General features: G+C 40.5%; 22 protein-coding genes. 10 read left to right on the plus strand and 12 right to left on the minus strand.

The genetic code is table 11. The features are described from left to right. Window positions 1-106: 106 nt before the first annotated feature. The 3 genes from H7T99_RS00515 to H7T99_RS00525 all read right to left on the minus strand — a co-directional run bounded on the left by H7T99_RS00515 (window position 107) and on the right by H7T99_RS00525 (window position 4,379). On the minus strand, window positions 107-2,791 hold the full coding sequence (locus H7T99_RS00515; protein WP_037600511.1) for a cation-translocating P-type ATPase: 2,685 nt from the start codon (window positions 2,789-2,791) through the stop codon (window positions 107-109). A 252-nt stretch (window positions 2,792-3,043) separates the two neighbouring features. Beyond that, window positions 3,044-3,430: a DUF1934 domain-containing protein gene (locus H7T99_RS00520; protein ID WP_037600507.1), complete on the minus strand. Its 387-nt coding sequence runs from the start codon at window positions 3,428-3,430 to the stop codon at window positions 3,044-3,046. Between the two features lie 82 nt (window positions 3,431-3,512). After that, window positions 3,513-4,379 carry a GNAT family N-acetyltransferase gene (locus H7T99_RS00525; RefSeq protein WP_037600504.1) on the minus strand — a complete coding sequence of 289 codons (867 nt, stop codon included), beginning with the start codon at window positions 4,377-4,379 and terminating at the stop codon, window positions 3,513-3,515. Between the two features lie 178 nt (window positions 4,380-4,557). Between H7T99_RS00525 and yidA the strand changes: the two genes are divergently transcribed. Together yidA and H7T99_RS00535 are read left to right on the plus strand one after the other, a co-directional pair. Beyond that, window positions 4,558-5,367 carry a sugar-phosphatase gene (yidA, locus tag H7T99_RS00530; protein ID WP_002890845.1) on the plus strand — a complete coding sequence of 270 codons (810 nt, stop codon included), beginning with the start codon at window positions 4,558-4,560 and terminating at the stop codon, window positions 5,365-5,367. 1 nt (window position 5,368) lies between these two features. Beyond that, on the plus strand, window positions 5,369-6,583 hold the full coding sequence (locus H7T99_RS00535) for an aminoacyltransferase (protein WP_037600502.1): 1,215 nt from the start codon (window positions 5,369-5,371) through the stop codon (window positions 6,581-6,583). A gap of 51 nt (window positions 6,584-6,634) precedes the next feature. Here the strand turns inward: H7T99_RS00535 and H7T99_RS00540 are convergent, their stop codons facing one another. Genes H7T99_RS00540 through yycF form a run of 4 tightly spaced genes read right to left on the minus strand, consistent with a single transcriptional unit; the run spans window position 6,635 to window position 9,912 of the window. Next, entirely contained in the window at window positions 6,635-6,994 is a 360-nt protein-coding gene (locus H7T99_RS00540; protein ID WP_037597735.1) for a YbaN family protein, read from the minus strand. A 59-nt stretch (window positions 6,995-7,053) separates the two neighbouring features. Beyond that, window positions 7,054-7,866 (minus strand): MBL fold metallo-hydrolase, encoded by an 813-nt coding sequence (locus H7T99_RS00545; RefSeq protein ID WP_037600654.1) that lies wholly within the window; start codon window positions 7,864-7,866, stop codon window positions 7,054-7,056. A gap of 5 nt (window positions 7,867-7,871) precedes the next feature. After that, complete coding sequence (gene vicK, locus H7T99_RS00550) at window positions 7,872-9,212, minus strand: cell wall metabolism sensor histidine kinase VicK (RefSeq protein ID WP_037600500.1); 1,341 nt, start codon at window positions 9,210-9,212, stop codon at window positions 7,872-7,874. Then, a complete protein-coding gene (gene yycF / locus H7T99_RS00555; protein WP_037600497.1) occupies window positions 9,205-9,912 on the minus strand; it encodes a response regulator YycF in 708 nt (235 codons plus the stop codon). The genes vicK and yycF overlap by 8 nt, the downstream gene beginning before the upstream one ends. 285 nt (window positions 9,913-10,197) lie before the next feature. Between yycF and H7T99_RS00560 the strand changes: the two genes are divergently transcribed. The 8 genes from H7T99_RS00560 (at window position 10,198) to H7T99_RS00595 (ending at window position 16,365) form a co-directional block, all read left to right on the plus strand. Next, on the plus strand, window positions 10,198-10,965 hold the full coding sequence (locus H7T99_RS00560; RefSeq protein ID WP_037600494.1) for an amino acid ABC transporter ATP-binding protein: 768 nt from the start codon (window positions 10,198-10,200) through the stop codon (window positions 10,963-10,965). A 9-nt stretch (window positions 10,966-10,974) separates the two neighbouring features. Continuing rightward, entirely contained in the window at window positions 10,975-11,808 is an 834-nt protein-coding gene (locus tag H7T99_RS00565; protein WP_195519891.1) for a transporter substrate-binding domain-containing protein, read from the plus strand. Between the two features lie 17 nt (window positions 11,809-11,825). After that, on the plus strand, window positions 11,826-12,524 hold the full coding sequence (locus tag H7T99_RS00570; RefSeq protein ID WP_195519892.1) for an amino acid ABC transporter permease: 699 nt from the start codon (window positions 11,826-11,828) through the stop codon (window positions 12,522-12,524). An 11-nt stretch (window positions 12,525-12,535) separates the two neighbouring features. Then, a complete protein-coding gene (locus H7T99_RS00575; RefSeq protein WP_201035876.1) occupies window positions 12,536-13,186 on the plus strand; it encodes an amino acid ABC transporter permease in 651 nt (216 codons plus the stop codon). A 188-nt stretch (window positions 13,187-13,374) separates the two neighbouring features. Further along, window positions 13,375-14,142, plus strand: a complete 768-nt coding sequence (locus H7T99_RS00580; protein WP_037604317.1) for an amino acid ABC transporter ATP-binding protein — start codon at window positions 13,375-13,377, stop codon at window positions 14,140-14,142. Between the two features lie 11 nt (window positions 14,143-14,153). Continuing rightward, on the plus strand, window positions 14,154-14,987 hold the full coding sequence (locus H7T99_RS00585; protein WP_195519893.1) for a transporter substrate-binding domain-containing protein: 834 nt from the start codon (window positions 14,154-14,156) through the stop codon (window positions 14,985-14,987). A 17-nt stretch (window positions 14,988-15,004) separates the two neighbouring features. Beyond that, window positions 15,005-15,703 carry an amino acid ABC transporter permease gene (locus H7T99_RS00590; protein ID WP_195519892.1) on the plus strand — a complete coding sequence of 233 codons (699 nt, stop codon included), beginning with the start codon at window positions 15,005-15,007 and terminating at the stop codon, window positions 15,701-15,703. An 11-nt stretch (window positions 15,704-15,714) separates the two neighbouring features. Next, complete coding sequence (locus H7T99_RS00595) at window positions 15,715-16,365, plus strand: amino acid ABC transporter permease (protein ID WP_201035876.1); 651 nt, start codon at window positions 15,715-15,717, stop codon at window positions 16,363-16,365. A gap of 74 nt (window positions 16,366-16,439) precedes the next feature. Here H7T99_RS00595 and H7T99_RS00600 read toward each other — a convergent pair whose 3' ends face one another. From H7T99_RS00600 to galE, 5 genes are all read right to left on the minus strand, one after another. Beyond that, complete coding sequence (locus H7T99_RS00600) at window positions 16,440-17,321, minus strand: DNA/RNA non-specific endonuclease (protein WP_037601172.1); 882 nt, start codon at window positions 17,319-17,321, stop codon at window positions 16,440-16,442. Between the two features lie 61 nt (window positions 17,322-17,382). Beyond that, window positions 17,383-17,571, minus strand: coding sequence for a DNA-directed RNA polymerase subunit beta (locus tag H7T99_RS00605; protein ID WP_037601170.1), 189 nt, complete (start codon window positions 17,569-17,571; stop codon window positions 17,383-17,385). A gap of 1 nt (window position 17,572) precedes the next feature. After that, window positions 17,573-18,844, minus strand: a complete 1,272-nt coding sequence (gene murA, locus H7T99_RS00610) for a UDP-N-acetylglucosamine 1-carboxyvinyltransferase (RefSeq protein ID WP_004182615.1) — start codon at window positions 18,842-18,844, stop codon at window positions 17,573-17,575. A gap of 67 nt (window positions 18,845-18,911) precedes the next feature. Beyond that, window positions 18,912-19,148 (minus strand): DUF1146 family protein, encoded by a 237-nt coding sequence (locus tag H7T99_RS00615; protein WP_037601168.1) that lies wholly within the window; start codon window positions 19,146-19,148, stop codon window positions 18,912-18,914. A gap of 190 nt (window positions 19,149-19,338) precedes the next feature. Next, window positions 19,339-20,352 carry a UDP-glucose 4-epimerase GalE gene (galE, locus tag H7T99_RS00620; protein WP_021144269.1) on the minus strand — a complete coding sequence of 338 codons (1,014 nt, stop codon included), beginning with the start codon at window positions 20,350-20,352 and terminating at the stop codon, window positions 19,339-19,341. Between the last annotated feature and the right edge of the window lie 3 nt (window positions 20,353-20,355).

Below are 20,355 nucleotides of genomic sequence, written 5' to 3' on the forward strand. Positions count from 1 at the left end.
CTTCTCCTTAACTTGTGATCATTTCTCTTCAATTATAAATAAGACTCCTCCTGAATTCAAGATGTGATAAGAAAAAGCCAGAGACCAATATCTCTGACTTTATGTCTTAAATAGCGTCCTTATCCTTACCAAGGGCACGTTGAATAGCTTTGACTAATTCAACCAATACCACAATCAAGAAGGAACCTACAATAACTGAAAGCCATTGTGTCAGACTAAGGTGTGACACATGGAAGAGGTTATTAAATCCAGGCACTACAATAGTTGCCATCAAAAGAACGAAGGCTACTGGAATTGCCCAGTTGAAAGTCTTGTTTCTAAAGAGACCAACTTTAAAGACTGATTGATACACAGATTTAACGTTAAAGGCATGGAGCAACTGAATTAATCCAAGTGTTGCAAAAGCCATTGTAAGGGCATCCGCATGAATTTCTGCTTGTGTATGGTGCTCTGGGAAGACAAGGCCCCAACCATATACTGCAAGAACGAGGATGGTTTGGAAAACACCTTGATACATGATAGCACCGAAGACACCACCATCAAAGAAGTTCGATTGACGTCCACGAGGTTTATGAGTCATAATACCTGGTTCTGCTGGCTCAACACCAAGAGCGATGGCTGGAAGGGTATCTGTTACCAAGTTAATCCAGAGAAGGTGTACTGGTTGAAGCACATCCCAACCAAACAGTGTGGCAAAGAAGATAATAAAGACTTCGGCCATGTTGGCTGACAAGAGGTACTGGATTGATTTTTGAATATTAGAGAAGACTTTACGCCCTTCTTCTACGGCAACGATAATTGTCGCAAAGTTATCATCGGCAAGAACCATATCAGAAGCTCCCTTAGAAACCTCTGTACCTGTGATTCCCATACCGATACCAATATCAGCAGTCTTAAGTGAAGGCGCATCATTAACTCCGTCACCTGTCATGGCAACAACCTTGCCATCATTTTGCCAAGCCTTGACGATACGAACCTTGTGTTCAGGAGACACACGCGCATAGACAGAGTACTGTTTGAAGACTTTCTGGAATTCTTCATCAGATAGCTCATTAAGCTCAGCGCCAGTAAAGACATGATCTTCCGTATCATTTGGATCGATGATACCGAGACGCTTGGCAATGGCTTCTGCCGTATCTTGGTGGTCACCTGTAATCATAATTGGACGGATACCCGCTTCTTTAGCGACACGAACAGCTTCTGCCGCCTCAGGACGTTCTGGGTCAATCATACCTACCAAGCCTGAGAAAATCAAATCAGACTCAACAACCTCAGATTCCAAGGTAGGAATCTCATTCGTTGTCTTATAAGCCATCATCAAGACACGAAGTGCTTGTTTGGCCAAATCTTTGTTGGTAGCAAGGATAGCTTGTTTGTCTTCTTCTGTGATTGGGCGAACTTCCCCATTGACTTCAATACGAGTCACACGTTTGAGCAATTGGTCAGGCGCACCCTTGACGGCTACAAAGTATGTACCATCCGCTTCCTTATGGATAGTAGACATGAGTTTACGGTCAGAGTCAAATGGCAACTCTGCCACACGAGGCTCTGATTTCAAGACGTCACGAACATCAAAGTTGTGGTCCAAACCAAATTGAACAAGGGCTGTTTCCGTTGGATCCCCAATTAGCTTACCATCTGGGTCCACCTTGGTATCATTGGCAAAGTTCATAATACGAAGGGTTGTATTGTCAGCACCAAGTTCTGTAGCAGCGCTTTGCAATTGACCGTTTGTATAGACTTTTTCAACAGTCATTTGGTTCATGGTTAAGGTACCAGTCTTATCTGATGCGATAATCTCAGTTGAACCAAGAGTCTCAACAGCTGGCAATTTACGAACAATCGAATTGCGTTTGGCAAGAGTCGTTGTTCCAAGTGACAAGAGAATCGTTACAATAGCAGGCAAACCTTCAGGAATCGCTGCAACGGCTAGAGCAACGGCAACCATCAAGCCTTCGAGGGGCTGTTCGCCACGAATGAAGACACTAACCAAGAATGTCACTAAGGCAATAGCAATAATAAGATAAGTCAAAGTCTTAGACAATTGCTCCAAGCTTTGTTTCAACGGCGTTTGTGATTCGTCCGCATTAGCTAGCATATCAGCAATCTTACCAACTTCAGTATACATACCAGTATTGGTAACCACTCCAGTACCACGACCGTAAGTAACGTTTGAGTTTTGGTACCCCATATTCACACGGTCACCAATTCCGGCTTCTGCTTCAACCGTCTCAGTAATATCCTTTTCAACTGGAACGGATTCACCGGTAAGGGCTGCTTCTTCAATCTTAAGTGAGGCAGCTTCGAGCAAACGCATATCCGCAGGGACAACATCACCAGCTTCAAGCAAGACGATATCTCCAGGAACCAATTCGCGTGAATCAATTTCAACCACATTGCCGTCACGACGCACACGAGCCAGAGGGCTTGACATGTTTTTAAGAGCTTCAATAGCCGCTTCTGCTTGTCCTTCTTGATAAACACCAAAGGCTGCATTCAAAACAACAACGGCTAAAATAATGCAGGCATCGGTCAGACCATGCATACCTTCTGTAATAACAGAAAGTGCGGCTGCGACAAGCAAGATGATAATCATCAAATCTTTAAACTGATCGATGAATTTTGACAAGAGGCTGCGTTTTTCACCTTCATCCAACTCGTTATAGCCATAGGCATCTAAACGTTCCTTGGCTTGTGCAGTAGACAAACCATCAACAGAAGTGTCCAAGTTTTTTAGGACTTCTTCCTCTCCTTGTGTGTAAAACAAGGTTTTACTTTGTTCTTTAGACAAAATAATCTCCTCCTTCTATATAGGGAAAAATGGCTAACAAGACTCTTTTTATACAAAAAGAGACTTGTTTAATAAAAAACAAGTCTCGCTGTTTAAGAATATGCCGGAAATATAAAATTTCGTAATGACGACATAATCGCAACTGTTAATCAAATCTCATGATTACAGTCACCTGCTACTCCCTTATTTGTACTAAACATTTTATCATAAATTATTCTTTATTCAAGCAAAATGATTCTATTTTTTCAAAAATTAAAACCAAGAAACTTCTAATTCATAATCAGCAAAAACATCTTCTGTTTCTGGATGTTTCAATTGATAATGAATATCAACTGTCTGTCCATTAGAGTCATGGGCAAATAAACTAGTGTCTGTCAGAAAATGCTGGGTACCAAGCGGTGTCGGAATGTGGACCAAGGCAGGTACTTTAGCAGAAAAACGCATAATGGATTTAGGATTAGAAAAGCGTGTCATCACTAGCTCATCCTGATTCAACTTAATAACCACTTTTTCTTTCTCGGAATTATGATGAACAAGATAGGTATAATCCCCTTTTTCCATAACCTCACAAGTGTGGATTTCTTCGATAATTTCCGTTTGATCGCCTACTTTAATTTTGTTTTTGATTTTAATTTCCATTGATTACTCCTTTCTGTTCTATAACTACTTTTTACTTAAGACGATAGCAACTCTAACCTCAAAGAGAGTTTCAACATTGCGTTTACCCTTTCTGCTTCAAGTAAACCACCTGGGTTTGTTTGACAAAGCCAATCTTTTCATACAAGCGTTTGGCACCTACATTGCTATCTTCCACTGCAATTTGGAAGGACTTGTCATTTTGCGCAATGAGTTGATTGACGACTGATTTTGCCAGATAGCTTCCATAGCCTTGGCCACGATAGGCTTCTGCTACGGCAAGTCCATAAAGGTAGTTGCTATTCCCAGATAAATCGACCGTACAAACTCCAATCACTTGACCTTCTTTGATGAGGATGTAAAGTAGGCCATCAGAGTCCTTCAATGCCTCTGTAATGTATCTGCGACTTACTTCGAGTGTTTGCTCTGCATCAGAAAAGGCTTGGTGGTGGAGATGGGCAATTGCATCTAGGTAAGAAGGTTCAGCTAAGAGCACCTTGACATCTGAACAGGAATCCAGAGCATATGGTGTTCTGTCTCTCCCTAGCCAGGTTTCCGTCTCTTCATCTTCAACCAAATCCCAATGACTTGCCAAATCAGGATGATGATCGAGAAAAACACGCTCCGTCTGAAAGGTCACTGAGCGAATAGGGTAAGATGCCATTTCCTTCTGAAATTTGTCAAACAAACTCCTCGCAATGCCTTTGCGGCGATAATCTGGGGCAACTAAAATCGCCACTTCCACATCATGGTCATCCGCATAAACCGTTAATAAACCAATCAACTCTCCCTCTTGATAATAGAGGAAAAAGGCCGGCATATTGGGATCAAAATTAAGCATATTGGAGAGATAAGGTTCTCGAAAGGTTTGGTCATAGGCTTGACAGCTAGCAATCAATGCTTTTGCTGCCTTTCGTTCTTTTTCTGTCAATTGGTTGGTTACTCGAATCACTCTTGTCTCTCCTTTATTTGTCTGACCTTATTTTACCAATTAAAAAGCATTTGGGCAATTTTTACCTAAACTACTTCTTTAAAGAGGCAATAATACTTTTCTCAGGAAGAACTATGACAAAGCGCCTAAATTTTAGTAAAATAGAAGGGAAACTAACTAAACGAAACAGGTAATTATTATGTCTATTAAACTTATTGCAGTTGATATTGATGGAACGCTTTTAAATAGCCAACGTCAAGTTACACCGGAAGTCTTTCAAGCCATTCAAGATGCCAAGGCTGCTGGTGTAAAGGTTGTTATCGCGACTGGTCGTCCTATTCCTGGGGTGCTTCCTCTTCTTGAAGAACTTAACCTCAACCAAGACGGAGATTATGTTATCACCTTCAATGGTGGGCTTGTCCAAGAAACTTCTACTGGTAATGAATTAATTCGTGAGACACTCTCATACGAAGACTACCTTGACATTGAGGTTTTGGCTAACAAGCTTGGTGTTCATTCTCACGCTATTACTAAAGATGGTATCTACACAAGTAATCGCAACATTGGCCGCTACACGGTTCATGAGTCTACACTTGTTCATATGCCGATTTACTATCGTACACCTGAAGAGGTGGCTGACAAGGAATTCGTTAAGGCCATGTATATCGATGAACCTGAAATTCTTGATGCAGCTATTGCCAAACTTCCACAGGAATTTTATGACCGCTTTACTATTGTAAAATCAACACCATTTTACCTAGAAATTCTCAAGAAAACAGCCAACAAAGGAATTGCTGTAACCCATCTTGCTGAGAAACTCGGTCTTTCTAAAGAAGAAACAATGGCTATCGGTGATGAAGAAAATGACCGTGCTATGCTTGAAGTCGTTGGCTCTCCTGTTGTTATGGAAAATGGTAATCCAGAAATGAAGAAAATTGCGAAACACATCACAAAATCAAATGATGAATCTGGTGTCGCTTATGCTATTAGAAAGTGGGTTCTAGAATAATATGTATACCTATAAAACTGGACTCAGTACTTCTGAGCATGACCGTTTTGTTATAGATAGTCCTCAAACAAACTTATTACAAAGTAGTTCATGGGCTAAAATCAAGGATAGCTGGGGAAATGACCGCCTAGGTTTCTATCAAGATGGTAACCTCATTGCTGTCGCTAGTGTCCTTATTCAGCCACTCCCTCTTGGCTTTTCTATGATTTATATTCCTCGTGGACCTATTATGGATTATCAAGATAAAGATTTGCTCGCCTTTGTTATGGCTTCACTTAAAAAATATGCCAAAACAAAGCGTGCTCTCTTTGTGAAATTTGACCCAAGCCTTTTTGTGACAAAGAACCTGATTTCACAAGAAGCTGAAATCCGTAAAGAGACTATGGCGATTGCCAAAGACATCCAGGCTCTTGGCGTTGAATGGACAGGCCTCACTGAAGATATGTCTGAAAATATCCAACCTCGCTTCCAGGCTAACATCCATAAGGAAGATTTCACTGAAGAACAACTCTCTAAGAGCACCAAGCAGGCTGTTCGTACTGCTCGAAACAAGGGGATTTCAGTCCAATTTGGTGGCACTGAGCTTCTTGAACAATTCGCTTCACTGATGAAGAAGACAGAGGCCCGTAAAAACATCCACCTTCGTGGAATCGATTATTATGAAAAGTTGTTGACTACTTACCCAGAGTCTTCTTACATTACACTCTCAACACTAGATTTACCAGCCCGTCTCAAAGATCTCAATAAACAACTCGAAAAAAACATTGCTGATGCAGCCAAGTTTACTGAAAAAACTAAACCAGGAAAAATCGAGAACAATAAACAAGAACATAAAAGACTAAAAGAAGAAATTGACTTCCTTCAAGAAAAGGTTGATGCTGGAAATAAGACGGTCCCACTCTCAGGTACACTCGTTCTTGAATTTGGCAAGACATCTGAGAATATCTATGCAGGAATGGATGAAGACTACCGCCGTTATCAACCGGCTATCCTGACATGGTATGAGACAGCTAATCACGCTTTCGAGCGTGGTGCCGAGTGGCAAAACATGGGAGGAATTGAAAATTCGCTTGATGGTGGCTTGTACAATTTCAAGTCAAAATTTAACCCACGCATTGAACAATTTATTGGGGAATTTAACCTTCCAGTTAGCCCTCTTTACGGACTAGCCAATTTTGCCTATAAACTCCGTAAGAAATTACGTAGCAAACATTAATAATATATAAAATGAGACTCCATCTTGGAAGTCTCATTTTTTGATGATAGCTTAGTCTTTATCAGGAATAACCTTAAATAAATAATAGGTGATGAAGACTGTCAAGCAAAAAAGTCCGATTTTCACCCAAAGGATAGGTGCAAAAAAGATTGAAATTCCCATCAAAACATAGATTTGGATGATAATCTTTTTCTTTCGTTCTTTGGCAATTGATTTGGTTTCTCTAAAATCGGCTACATAACTTTGATATAGCTTAGTATGATATAACCATTTCTCAAAACGTTTAGAACTTCTAGCAAAGCAAGCAATGGCTAAAAGTAGAAAAGGTGTTGTGGGTAAGATTGGAAGCGGAATTCCAAGAATTCCCAAACCTAACGACAACATTCCAAGAGAGAGATAAATTACTTTCATGAATACTTTCCTTTTAAAAAGCTGCACTAAACGCATTAGTGTAGCTCTTTTGCTATGTTTTAAATATCTGTCAGTGGTGTCGCTGTGTCTGGTGAGGTATCATAAACCTTGAAGTCAGTTCCAACACCAAAGTCAGCACGTGCCAGCTGATTTTCCATCGTCATATGGGCCAACTCCTTGATATTATTTTCTTTAGAAAGGTGACCCAAGTAGATCTTTTTAGTTTTGTTACCTATGGTACGAATCATAGCATCCGCTCCATCTTCATTACATAAGTGACCTTGATCAGAGAGGATACGTTGCTTAGTTGACCAAGGATATGAACCTGCTCTGAGGATTTCAATATCATGATTGGACTCAATCAAATAGCCATCAGCATTCTCAATAATACCTGCCATGCGATCAGAAACATAACCCGTATCCGTCAGCATTACAAAACTTTTTCCATCCTTCATAAAGCGATAGAACTGTGGATCAATAGCATCGTGACTAACTCCAAAAGACTCAATATCAATGTCTCCAAAGGTCAGAAGCTTGTCACGAGAAAAAACATGTTTCTGGCTATTATCAATCTTGCCAAGCATATTTTTACTATCCATAATTTGCCAGGTTTTCTCATTGGCGTAGATATCCATGCCATATTTACGAGCTAAAACGCCTACACCATGGATGTGATCCTTGTGTTCATGAGTAACTAAGATAGCATCCAGATCACTCGGATCACGATCGATTTCAGCTAGCAAACTTGTGATTTTCTTACCAGACAAACCAGCGTCCACAAGAATCTTCTTTTCTGGAGTCTCCAAATAAAAGGAATTACCAGTTGACCCTGAAGCCAAAATACTATATTTAAATCCTAAATCTGAGGTCATTTCTACTACATCTCCCATTCATCAACCATCATGGCATCCTTGTCATATGGAAGCACAATTGTAAAAGTTGAACCCTTACCATACTCACTCTTAGCCCAAATAAAGCCCTTATGTTGTTTAATAATTTCTTTTGCAATGGACAAGCCAAGACCAGTTCCACCCTGAGCACGACTTCTAGCCTTATCAACACGGTAAAAACGGTCAAAAATTAACGGCAAATCCTTCTTAGGAATACCTAAACCTTGGTCAGAAATAGAAACAATCAACTGTGAATCAGTTGTCTTCATAGACACTGTAATCTTACCACCATCAGGCGAATACTTGATAGCATTATTAAGGATATTATCCACGACCTGGGTCATCTTATCTGTATCAATCTCCACCCAAATCGAGTTTACCGGATAATCTCGAATAATTTCGTAAGTTTTATCTGTATTGGTTTCTTGACTCTTAATCTGATCGAAACGATTCAATATATAGGTCATGAAGGCCGTGAAATTAGTCATTTCAACGTCAAGCTGGGTACTCTTATTGTCAATACGAGACAGTGCCAAGAGGTCAGAAATCATTCGCATCATACGATTGGTCTCATCCAAAGAAACTTTGATAAAGTTAGGGGCAATCTCTTCGTCAAGAGCACCATCATCAAGTGCCTCCAGATAAGATTTTACAGAAGTCAAAGGTGTACGCAACTCATGACTAACGTTTGATACAAAGAGTCGGCGTTCCCGCTCTTCTTTTTCCTGCTCAGTAGCATCGTGAAGGACGGCAACCAGACCTGAGATAAAACCAGATTCTTTACGAATAAGGGCAAAGTTAACGCGTAGGGTCACAAACTCATCGTTGGCATCTCGACGAGACAAATGAATCTCAGGAGTCTTAGATAACAATTCATTATAAGTATAGGGATTTTCGCCATCTAATAAATCTAAAATGGACATCTGTTTCGCTGTTTCAAAATCTAGATTCAACAAACGTTGAGCTGTGCTATTAATCATGGTAATTTGACCACGTCGATTAGTCGCAATGACTCCATCACTCATATAAGAGAGGACTGATGATAAGCGGTTTTTTTCCTGGGCTAGATTTTCATGCGTCAAACGAAAAACGTCCGATAAATCATTCAAGCTGTCAGCTAACTCTAAAAGCTCTGAATCACCCTTTAAGCGTAACTCCTCATTATAGTTACCTGCCATTAGGGACTTGACTCTCTTGGTCAACTTTCGAATATTTTTGACTCGTCGATAATCACGATAAGCAAGAAAAATAAAGTAGAAAGCCACAAAAAGGAGCGTAAAGAGTAAGGCTAGTTCAAAGCTTGTGATGTTTAAGCCAATACTAGTCATAATTCTTCATATAATAACCAACACCACGACGCGTCAAAATATATTCAGGACGACTAGGTGTGTCTTCAATTTTTTCACGGAGACGACGAATGGTTACATCAACCGTACGAACATCACCAAAATAGTCATAACCCCAAACAGTTTCAAGCAAATGTTCACGCGTCATCACTTGTCCCATATGAGTTGCCAAATGGAAAAGCAACTCAAATTCACGGTGTGTGAGTTCGACTTCATTTCCACGTTTTTTAGCAACAAATGCATCTGGAACAATAATCAACTCACCAATTGAAATCTCCTGCTTGCCTGAGTTAGAGCTTTCTTCTGCTGCTGTTTCAATAGTCTCTGTACGACGCAAGTGAGCTTTGATACGTGCCAACAATTCACGATTAGAAAATGGTTTCGTCACATAGTCATCTGCCCCAATCTCTAGCCCGATAACCTTATCAAACTCGCTATCCTTAGCTGAAAGCATGATAATTGGTGTATGATTTGTCTTTCGAATTTCCTTAGCAACTTCTAAACCATCTAGTTCAGGCAGCATCAAGTCCAGGATGACCAAGTCTGGTTTTTCAGCTTCAAACTGCTCCAATGCTTCACGACCATCAAAGGCCGTAACCACTTCATAACCCTCTTTAGTCAGATTAAACTTGATGATATCCGAAATTGGTCTTTCATCATCAACAACAAGAATTTTTTTCATATAAACACCTCATCGGTTTTCTTAAGTCATTCAATTTTGTAAAGTAGAAAACTTTACGTATCAAACATATTATACCAAAAAATAGGTTAAGGACCAAGTTTCTACTATAGATATTAAGCTAAGATACAAGCTTTCCTTGTTTTTTGAGATACCTTTGCTATGTGTAATTGGTTAAAAGACGAACCTTATGATTGAATTTTCAAACATTTTTGACGTTTTCCTATATCTATAGTAAAATACACTCTTGTTGTTACATATATTAATGTAAAATTTTAGGAGGCTCTTATGGCACTTATTGAATTTAAAAATGTCAATAAATATTACGGAGATTATCATGCACTTCGTGATATAAATCTAGAAATTGAAAAAGGACAAGTTGTGGTTCTCTTGGGACCTTCTGGTTCTGGGAAATCCACTCTCATCCGTACAATCAACGCCTTGGAATCCATTGATAACGGTACGCTTATCGTTAACGGACATAATGTGACGGAAGCTTCTGCCAAAGACTTGGTAGAATTGCGTAAAGAAGCGGGGATGGTTTTCCAACACTTTAACCTCTACCCGCACAAAACCGTTCTTGAAAATGTAACCTTGGCACCTATCAAGGTTCTTGGAATCAGTAAGGCAGACGCTGAAAAGACTGCTGAAAAATTCCTTCACTACGTTAACATGTGGGACAAGAAAGATTCATACCCTGGTATGCTTTCTGGTGGGCAAAAACAACGTATCGCTATTGCCCGTGGTCTTGCCATGAATCCTGAGCTCTTGCTCTTTGACGAACCAACGTCAGCTCTTGACCCAGAGACTATCGGTGACGTGCTTGCGGTTATGCAAAACCTTGCCAAAGGTGGCATGAACATGGTTGTCGTAACCCACGAAATGGGCTTCGCGCGCAGTGTGGCTGACCGTATCATTTTCATGGCTGAAGGTCAAGTTCTTGTAGACACTACGGATGTAGATGGTTTCTTTGACAATCCAACTGAACCTCGTGCGGTTCAATTCCTTTCTAAGATTATCGACCACAACTCTGATCGTGTCCAAGTGGATGCCTAAGGAGGACTTATGTTAATCAAGAAACTTAGTCGCATTTTAGCTATCTCTGTTATAGCTTTTCTAGCAGTTCTCCTCTGGAACACTAAAAGTAGTCAGGCAGATGAAAGCAGTAAACTACTCAATAGTGCTGCAATTCAAAAAATTGTCAAAAAAGGGACTCTAAACGTTGGTGTCAAACAGGATGTCCCAAACTTTGGATACTACTCAGCCAAAACTAATACCTATCAAGGGATGGAAATTGACCTCGCTAAGAAAATTGCCAAAGAACTTAAGGTTAAGGTGAATTTTATAGCGGTTACTCCACAAACTCGTGAAGCCCTTATGGACAACGGGACTATTGACATGCTTATCGCTACTTATACCATTACAGATGAGCGTAAGGCTTCATATGCCATGTCAACTCCTTACTACTACGACCAAATCGGTTTCCTCGTTCAAACCAAATCTGGCTATAAGAAACTTTCTGACCTAAACGGTAAAACTATTGGAGTGTCTCAAGGGTCATCTGCCAAAGCTGCTGTTGAAGAGTATGCCTCAGCTAATAACCTTAAGTTTGACTACGTTCAACTTGGATCTTATCCTGAGTTAGCCGTATCACTCTATGCTTACCGTATTGACGCCTTTGCTGGTGATAAATCAATCTTGTCAGGTTACGAAAGTGATAAAACCAAGATCCTTGATGAAGGTTTCAAAACACAAGAATACGGTATCGCCTCAAGCAAGTCTAACCAAGAGTTGATTGATTATACCAACGATCTGATTGCTAAATGGCAAAAAGATGGTAGCCTTCAAAAACTCTACGATAAGTATCACTTGAAACCGGCTAAGGCTGAAGATAAATAGAAAGGAGTCCTGAATTTATGTATCTTTTAACTGAAACGGCTAGTCCTTTCGCTCTTGAACGTTGGGCTGCTTTCTTCGCTAACTTTGGGCAATTTGCCAAAGGTTTCTTTTACACCCTTGGCATTTCAATTGGTGCCTTGATTGTTGCCCTTCTTCTTGGGCTCATCTTTGGAGCTATGAGTTCGACTCATAACAAGATCCTTCGTGGCATTTCACGTGTTTATGTCGAAATCTTCCAGAACACACCCTTGCTTGTCCAATTCGTGGTTGTCTTCTATGGGATTTCAATCTTGACTGATGGTCATGTCATGATCCCAATTTCATTGACGGCTATCCTTTGTGTAGGGGTCTACACAGGAGCCTATATCTCTGAAATTATTCGTACAGGTATCGAGGCAGTTCCTAAAGGTCAAACCGAAGCGGCTTTGTCTCAAGGATTCACCTACGCTGATACCATGCGTATCATCATATTGCCTCAAGCCGTCCGTACTATCTTGCCGCCATTGACCAACCAAGTGGTTAACTTGATTAAGAATACTTCTACAGTTGCCATTATTTCTGGGGCTGATATCATGTTCACGGCTAAGGCTTGGGCTTATGATACCACTAACTATGTGCCGGCCTTCGCTGGGGCTGCCTTCCTCTACTTTATCATGTGTTTCCCTCTAGCTACTTGGGCACGTCGTAAAGAAGAAGAGAATAAGAAAGCTTACTAAGGAGGTCCACTATGTCAGAAGTTTTATCAGCTACTAACCTTAAATTCTTGGCACAAGGGATGTGGACGACCCTTTACTTGTCTTTCTTCATCATTGTGCTGTCTACCTTGTTCGGAACTATTCTGGCGGTTATGCGTAACGGAAAGAATCCTATTCTTCGTTGGATGGCTTCTATCTACGTTGAGTTCGTTCGTAACGTTCCTAACTTGCTTTGGATTTTCATTATCTTCTTGGTCTTCCAGCTTAAGTCTACAGCGGCAGGAATTACCTCTTTCACGGTCTTCACTTCAGCGGCCTTGGCGGAAATCATTCGTGGGGGACTGAACTCTATCGACCATGGCCAAACGGAAGCTGGCTTGTCTCAAGGGTTTAACAACAGACAAATCTTTATTTACATCATCTTCCCACAAGCTATTCGTAAGATGTTGCCATCTATCATTTCTCAATTCGTAACAGTTATCAAGGATACTTCTTTCCTTTACTCTGTTATCGCCTTACAAGAATTGTTTGGTAAGAGTCAAATTTTGATGGGTGGTTACTACGAACCTAGTCAAATCTTTACCTTATACGGTATTGTGACTTTAGCTTATTTCGTGGTTAACTTTGCTATTTCTAGCTACTCTCGCTACCTCTCTAAACAATGGGAGCAAGCTAGTGAATAAAATGAAAAAACTCACCTTAAGGTGGGTTTTTGTTTTTCTCATATTTATATCAAAAAATGATTAATTATTTAGTAAAAACCGAACGTTTTGAAAGAATATTCGGAATTTTTTGACTTTCGACTTTACTTATGCTAAAATTCAATATATGTTAGAAAAGCTAACAAGTAAATCCATTATAGGAGGCTCTTATGGCACTTATTGAATTTAAAAATGTTAATAAATATTACGGAGACTATCATGCACTTCGTGATATCAATCTAGAAATTGAAAAAGGACAAGTTGTGGTTCTCTTGGGACCTTCTGGGTCTGGGAAATCCACCCTCATCCGTACAATCAACGCCTTGGAATCCATCGATAGCGGTACGCTTATCGTTAACGGACATAATGTGACGGAAGCTTCTGCCAAAGAGTTGGTAGAATTGCGTAAGGAAGCGGGGATGGTATTCCAACACTTTAACCTCTACCCGCACAAAACTGTTCTTGAAAATGTAACCTTGGCACCTATCAAGGTTCTTGGAATCAGTAAGGCAGACGCCGAAAAGACTGCTGAAAAATTCCTTCGCTACGTTAACATGTGGGACAAGAAGGATTCATACCCTGGTATGCTTTCTGGTGGGCAAAAACAACGGATCGCTATCGCCCGTGGTCTTGCTATGAATCCTGAGCTCTTGCTCTTTGACGAACCAACGTCAGCTCTTGACCCAGAGACTATTGGTGACGTGCTTGCAGTTATGCAAAAGCTTGCCAAAGGTGGCATGAACATGGTTGTCGTAACCCACGAAATGGGATTTGCCCGCAGTGTGGCTGACCGTATCATTTTCATGGCTGAAGGTCAGGTTCTTGTAGACACTACGGATGTGGATGGTTTCTTTGACAATCCAACTGAACCTCGTGCGGTTCAATTCCTTTCTAAGATTATCGATCACAACTCTGATAATGTCCAAGTGGATGCCTAAGGAGGTTGCCTATGATTTTCAAAAAAATCTTACGTTACCTAACTGTTGCAAGCTTGGCAATTCTCACTATTTTTCTTATCACGAGTCACAAGACTAAGGCGGAAGACACTAGTAAGCTTCTTGATAGTAAAGCAGTCCAAAAGATTGTTAAGCGAGGGACACTCAATGTCGGTGTGAAGCAAGACGTTCCTAACTTTGGTTACTATTCTGCTAAGACTAATTCCTATGAAGGTATGGAAGTTGATATTGCTAAGAAAATTGCTGATGAGTTAAAAGTTAAAGTGAATTATATCCCAGTAACGACGCAAACCCGTGAACCACTTATGGATAACGGTACTATCGACTTACTCATCGGTACCTACACTATTAATGACGAACGTAAGGCTTCTTACGCTATCTCAACTCCTTACTACTATGACCAAATCGGTTTCTTGGTTCTTAAGGATTCAGGTATTAACAAAATCTCAGACTTGAATGGTAAGACTATTGGAGTGTCTCAAGGGGCGTCAACTAAGGCTGCGTTACAAGAGTACGCTTCAGCTAATAACCTTAAGTTCAACTATGTTCAACTCGGATCTTTCCCAGAATTGGCTGTTTCTCTTTACGCTCACCGTGTAGATGCTTTCTCAGTTGATAAATCTATCCTCTCTGGATATGAAAGTAAGAAAACTAAAACCTTAAAAGAAGGTTTCAAAACACAAGAATACGGTATCGCCTCAAGCAAGTCTAACCAAGAGTTGATTGATTATACCAACGATCTGATTGCTAAATGGCAAAAAGATGGTAGCCTTCAAAAACTCTACGATAAGTATCACTTGAAACCGGCTAAGGCTGAAGATAAATAGAAAGGAGTCCTGAATTTATGTATCTTTTAACTGAAACGGCTAGTCCTTTCGCTCTTGAACGTTGGGCTGCTTTCTTCGCTAACTTTGGGCAATTTGCCAAAGGTTTCTTTTACACCCTTGGCATTTCAATTGGTGCCTTGATTGTTGCCCTTCTTCTTGGGCTCATCTTTGGAGCTATGAGTTCGACTCATAACAAGATCCTTCGTGGCATTTCACGTGTTTATGTCGAAATCTTCCAGAACACACCCTTGCTTGTCCAATTCGTGGTTGTCTTCTATGGGATTTCAATCTTGACTGATGGTCATGTCATGATCCCAATTTCATTGACGGCTATCCTTTGTGTAGGGGTCTACACAGGAGCCTATATCTCTGAAATTATTCGTACAGGTATCGAGGCAGTTCCTAAAGGTCAAACCGAAGCGGCTTTGTCTCAAGGATTCACCTACGCTGATACCATGCGTATCATCATATTGCCTCAAGCCGTCCGTACTATCTTGCCGCCATTGACCAACCAAGTGGTTAACTTGATTAAGAATACTTCTACAGTTGCCATTATTTCTGGGGCTGATATCATGTTCACGGCTAAGGCTTGGGCTTATGATACCACTAACTATGTGCCGGCCTTCGCTGGGGCTGCCTTCCTCTACTTTATCATGTGTTTCCCTCTAGCTACTTGGGCACGTCGTAAAGAAGAAGAGAATAAGAAAGCTTACTAAGGAGGTCCACTATGTCAGAAGTTTTATCAGCTACTAACCTTAAATTCTTGGCACAAGGGATGTGGACGACCCTTTACTTGTCTTTCTTCATCATTGTGCTGTCTACCTTGTTCGGAACTATTCTGGCGGTTATGCGTAACGGAAAGAATCCTATTCTTCGTTGGATGGCTTCTATCTACGTTGAGTTCGTTCGTAACGTTCCTAACTTGCTTTGGATTTTCATTATCTTCTTGGTCTTCCAGCTTAAGTCTACAGCGGCAGGAATTACCTCTTTCACGGTCTTCACTTCAGCGGCCTTGGCGGAAATCATTCGTGGGGGACTGAACTCTATCGACCATGGCCAAACGGAAGCTGGCTTGTCTCAAGGGTTTAACAACAGACAAATCTTTATTTACATCATCTTCCCACAAGCTATTCGTAAGATGTTGCCATCTATCATTTCTCAATTCGTAACAGTTATCAAGGATACTTCTTTCCTTTACTCTGTTATCGCCTTACAAGAATTGTTTGGTAAGAGTCAAATTTTGATGGGTGGTTACTACGAACCTAGTCAAATCTTTACCTTATACGGTATTGTGACTTTAGCTTATTTCGTGGTTAACTTTGCTATTTCTAGCTACTCTCGCTACCTCTCTAAACAATGGGAGCAAGCTAGTGAATAAACAAAAACTCACCTGCGGGTGGGTTTTTATTTTCTGGATACTAAAAACGACTCCGATTGGAGTCGTTTGTTTCGTCAATTCACCGTTACTTTTCCTGAATAATAATCTAGGGTAATCCCTTCTTGTACATTTGGAACAAAGACATTGAACTCAAGTGAGCCATCAGCTGACTTGGCTTCAAGATGTGATCCTGATGGAATGAGGTTATCCCCTTCATAAATAAGGGTAACGCGATAACGTACACGTTTGTTTTTATCCTGAGCTTTTCGTACCAGGCTTTCATAATAGTTTTGTCCCGTAGAACTTTCGCTATTAGCTTGGTTAGCCCAAGCAGTTTGAACCGCAATATTTTCTGGATTTGAAGTCGAGGCATCAAATCCCTTGATACCACCTACAAGTGCATAGCCCAACAAATGACCTCTATCTACGGCATGGCTATACTCTCCTGAAAGATTGTGAACTTGATGCCATCCCGCAGGTGTCCAAGAGGTTGAGCCGTTCCCTGTTTCTTGACGATTTTTGTATTGTCTGGTTGCTTTACTTAATAAGGCATTCGCAACTGTAGGAACCGTTTGTCCTTGAACTGTTTTGACTTGGTTATTAGCATAGGGTTGGCTTGATACCTTAGCATTAAGATTGGTTTTATTACCGTTAACAATATAGGCACCAGCCCCATTCCATTCTATGGCGTTTCCTAGTTGACTCTTGACGGAGCTAGTCATCACCGTCTCAGCGAGCTGCTCTTGTGGCGTAGACTTCCCACTTGTTGAGCCGTTTGATTTGACGGAGTTATTGGATTTTCCCGAGACTAGACTAGCTACCTGCTTGATTGGATTATTAGGCGATAGCTTATTGCTCGTCCCAATGTAACCTAAAACTGCAATCAAGACCGCTATTAGTAACGAGACTAGCTGACGTTTCTGTTTATTTGTTAAAGATGTCTTTCTTTTTGCCATTGTTCTCTTTCTTTTATATGAATGTCATGACTAAAGGAGCGGGATTACTTCCCACTCCCTTTTATTTTCCTGTAAATTTAGCAATAATTGCCTGCCAGGTTTCTGGTTTTAAGATGCTTATAGGATCCTTGCCCTCTCCTAAAACAGCATAGCCAATCATCAATCCGATTGCTAGAAAAGCAAGGCCAATCACACACACACTCAAAACAAGTAATAATTGACGAAAAACATAGCCTTTACCAGTTTCCATACTAAGCCTCACTTACACGTGAAATATTTGCTCCTAGTTTAGCTAGTTTCTCATGGAATTGATAGTAACCACGATCCAAGTGTGTCAACTTACCAACAGTAGTTGTTCCTTCAGCCACCATCCCTGTAAGAATTAGTGCTGCCGAAGCTCGAAGGTCAGTAGACATAACTTGAGCACCTTGAAGTGGCAAACCACCGTGAATCATAGCCGTATCACGAAGGATTTCTGAATGAAGTCCCATACGACGCATTTCTTCTAAGTGTTGGAAGCGATTCTCAAAGACTGTTTCAATCATGGTTGATTCCCCGTTTACCACTGCCATAAGTGCTGTAAATTGAGCTTGCATGTCAGTTGGAAAACCTGGGTGAGGTAGAGTTTTAACGGTTACTGGTTTCAATTGTGAAACATCAGATTTAACACGAATACCGCCGTCTTCTTCCTTAACATAGACACCCATTTCCAATAATTTTGAAATCAAAGGACGGTTATGTTCCCAAATAGCATCTTTGATAAGGACATCACCAGAAGTCATGGCTGCTGCTACCATAAAGGTACCTGCTTCAATACGGTCCTGAACAACCGCATGTTTAGTACCATGGAGAGCTTTAACACCTTTAATCACGAGTGTTTCAGTTCCAGCACCTTTGACATCTGCTCCCATCTCGTTAAGAAGAAGGGCCAAGTCAACGATTTCTGGTTCACGCGCAGCATTTTCAATGGTTGTAACTCCATCAGCCAAAGTGGCTGCCATCATAAGGTTTTGAGTGGCACCGACAGATGGAAAGTCCATATAAATAGTTGCACCTTTTAGTTTTTCTGCTGTCGCAGTGATGTCACCACCAACTTGGGTAATTTTAGCACCCATTGCTTCTAAACCTTTGAGGTGGAGGTCAATCGGACGGCTACCAATCGTACAACCTCCAGGCATTGAAACCTTCGCATGGCCATTGCGGGCAAGAATTGGTCCAAGTACTACGATAGACGCACGCATCTTGCTCACATACTCATATGGTGCCTGATCGAGAATTTCTCCACTAGCATCAACGACAACAGTATTGTTTTCCTCGTCAAAGTCTACAGCAATATCTAAACCACGAACAACATTATTCATCGTGTAAACATCTGACAAGATTGGAACATTAGTTAAGGTTGTTTGACCTTCCGAAGCCAAGATAGTCGCTGCCAACAAGGGGAGGACAGCGTTTTTAGCACCTTCAATGACAACCTCACCACTTAATCGAGTGTTGCCACCCTGCACAATAATTTTATCCATAAGGATTCCTTTCAAGGGTCATTTTCATCTTTTTGTATTATATCAAAAGTCTTTTAAAATCACTAATTTAAGAAATCGAGCTAGCCATATTCTGTCCAAAAGCTAAAACCGACAGAATAAAGGAACTGATAAGATAGCCTAAGGCAATACTGATAAAGAGCAAAAAGAGTTTCAATTTACCAGTATTTTCAATCGGATTTTTGATGACTTTTGCCCAATCAAAGAGGCTAATCAGCATATGGTAGCTCAATCCTATAAATACAAGGTGACTCGCCAAAGTGACGAATTGATTAATAATAGTCATAACTTCATTATACCATAGAAAGCTAAGCTAAAACATAAAAAGAGGGTGAGACAGTTCTAAATCTGTAATTATTTAGCGACTGCTTTCACTCCTCTTTCCTTTATTTTTGAAGCTACTAGATTAGGGATACTTTAAAATAATCTAGTGCTTATCTTACACTCTCTAAGGACTTATAATTGAGTTATGCAACTTAGTCTTCATAACCGTTAGGGTTAGTCGTTTGCCAACGCCAAGAATCTCTAACCATTTCTTTCAAGGTCTTCTTAGCTTCCCAGCCAAGAACTTCTTTGGCCTTTTCAGGAGAGGCATAGCAAGTAGCAATATCACCAGCACGACGTCCTTGAATACGGTATGGAATAGCAACCTTGTTTTCAGCTTCGAAAGTCTTAACGAGATCCAATACGCTATAACCATGTCCAGTACCCAAGTTGAAAATCTCAGCACCTTTATGACTCAAATTATATTTGACAGCAGCCAAGTGACCTGAGGCCAAGTCAAGGACGTGAATGTAGTCACGCACACCTGTACCATCTGGAGTTGGATAGTCATCCCCAAAGACGTTAAGCTCAGGAAGTTTACCGATAGCTACTTGTGTAATATATGGCATAAGGTTGTTTGGAATACCGTTTGGCAATTCTCCAATCAAACCACTTTCATGAGCACCGATAGGATTGAAATAACGAAGATTTGTGACTGACCATGACGGATCTGAAGCAGCTACGTCTGTAAGAATTTGTTCCATCATCAACTTAGTATAACCGTATGGGTTGATAGCTGATGTTGGCATATCTTCCGTCATTGGAGAAGGATTATTAGTACCGTAAACTGTTGCACTTGAACTGAAGACGATGTTTTTAACATCATATTCTTTCATTTTTTCAAGAAGAGTAATGGTACCACTGATATTGTTTTTATAATATTTCAAAGGTTTTTGGACAGATTCTCCCACTGCCTTGAAGGCTGCGAAGTGAATAACTAACTCAATATCTTCATTTGTAAAAACCTTATCCAAAAAATCAGTATCTAAAATGGAACCTTGATAAAATGGAAATTTTTTACCAGTAATCTTTTCCAAACGTTCAAGAACTGCTGGCGAACTATTTGAAAAGTCGTCAACTAAGACTACATCGAAACCTGCATTAAGGAGTTCAACGGTTGTGTGGCTACCGATATAGCCAGCTCCTCCTGTAATTAAAATAGACATTTA

It is taken from the genome of Streptococcus sp. 17.1, assembly GCF_016648655.1.
Classification (GTDB): Bacteria; Bacillota; Bacilli; order Lactobacillales; family Streptococcaceae; genus Streptococcus; species Streptococcus salivarius_E.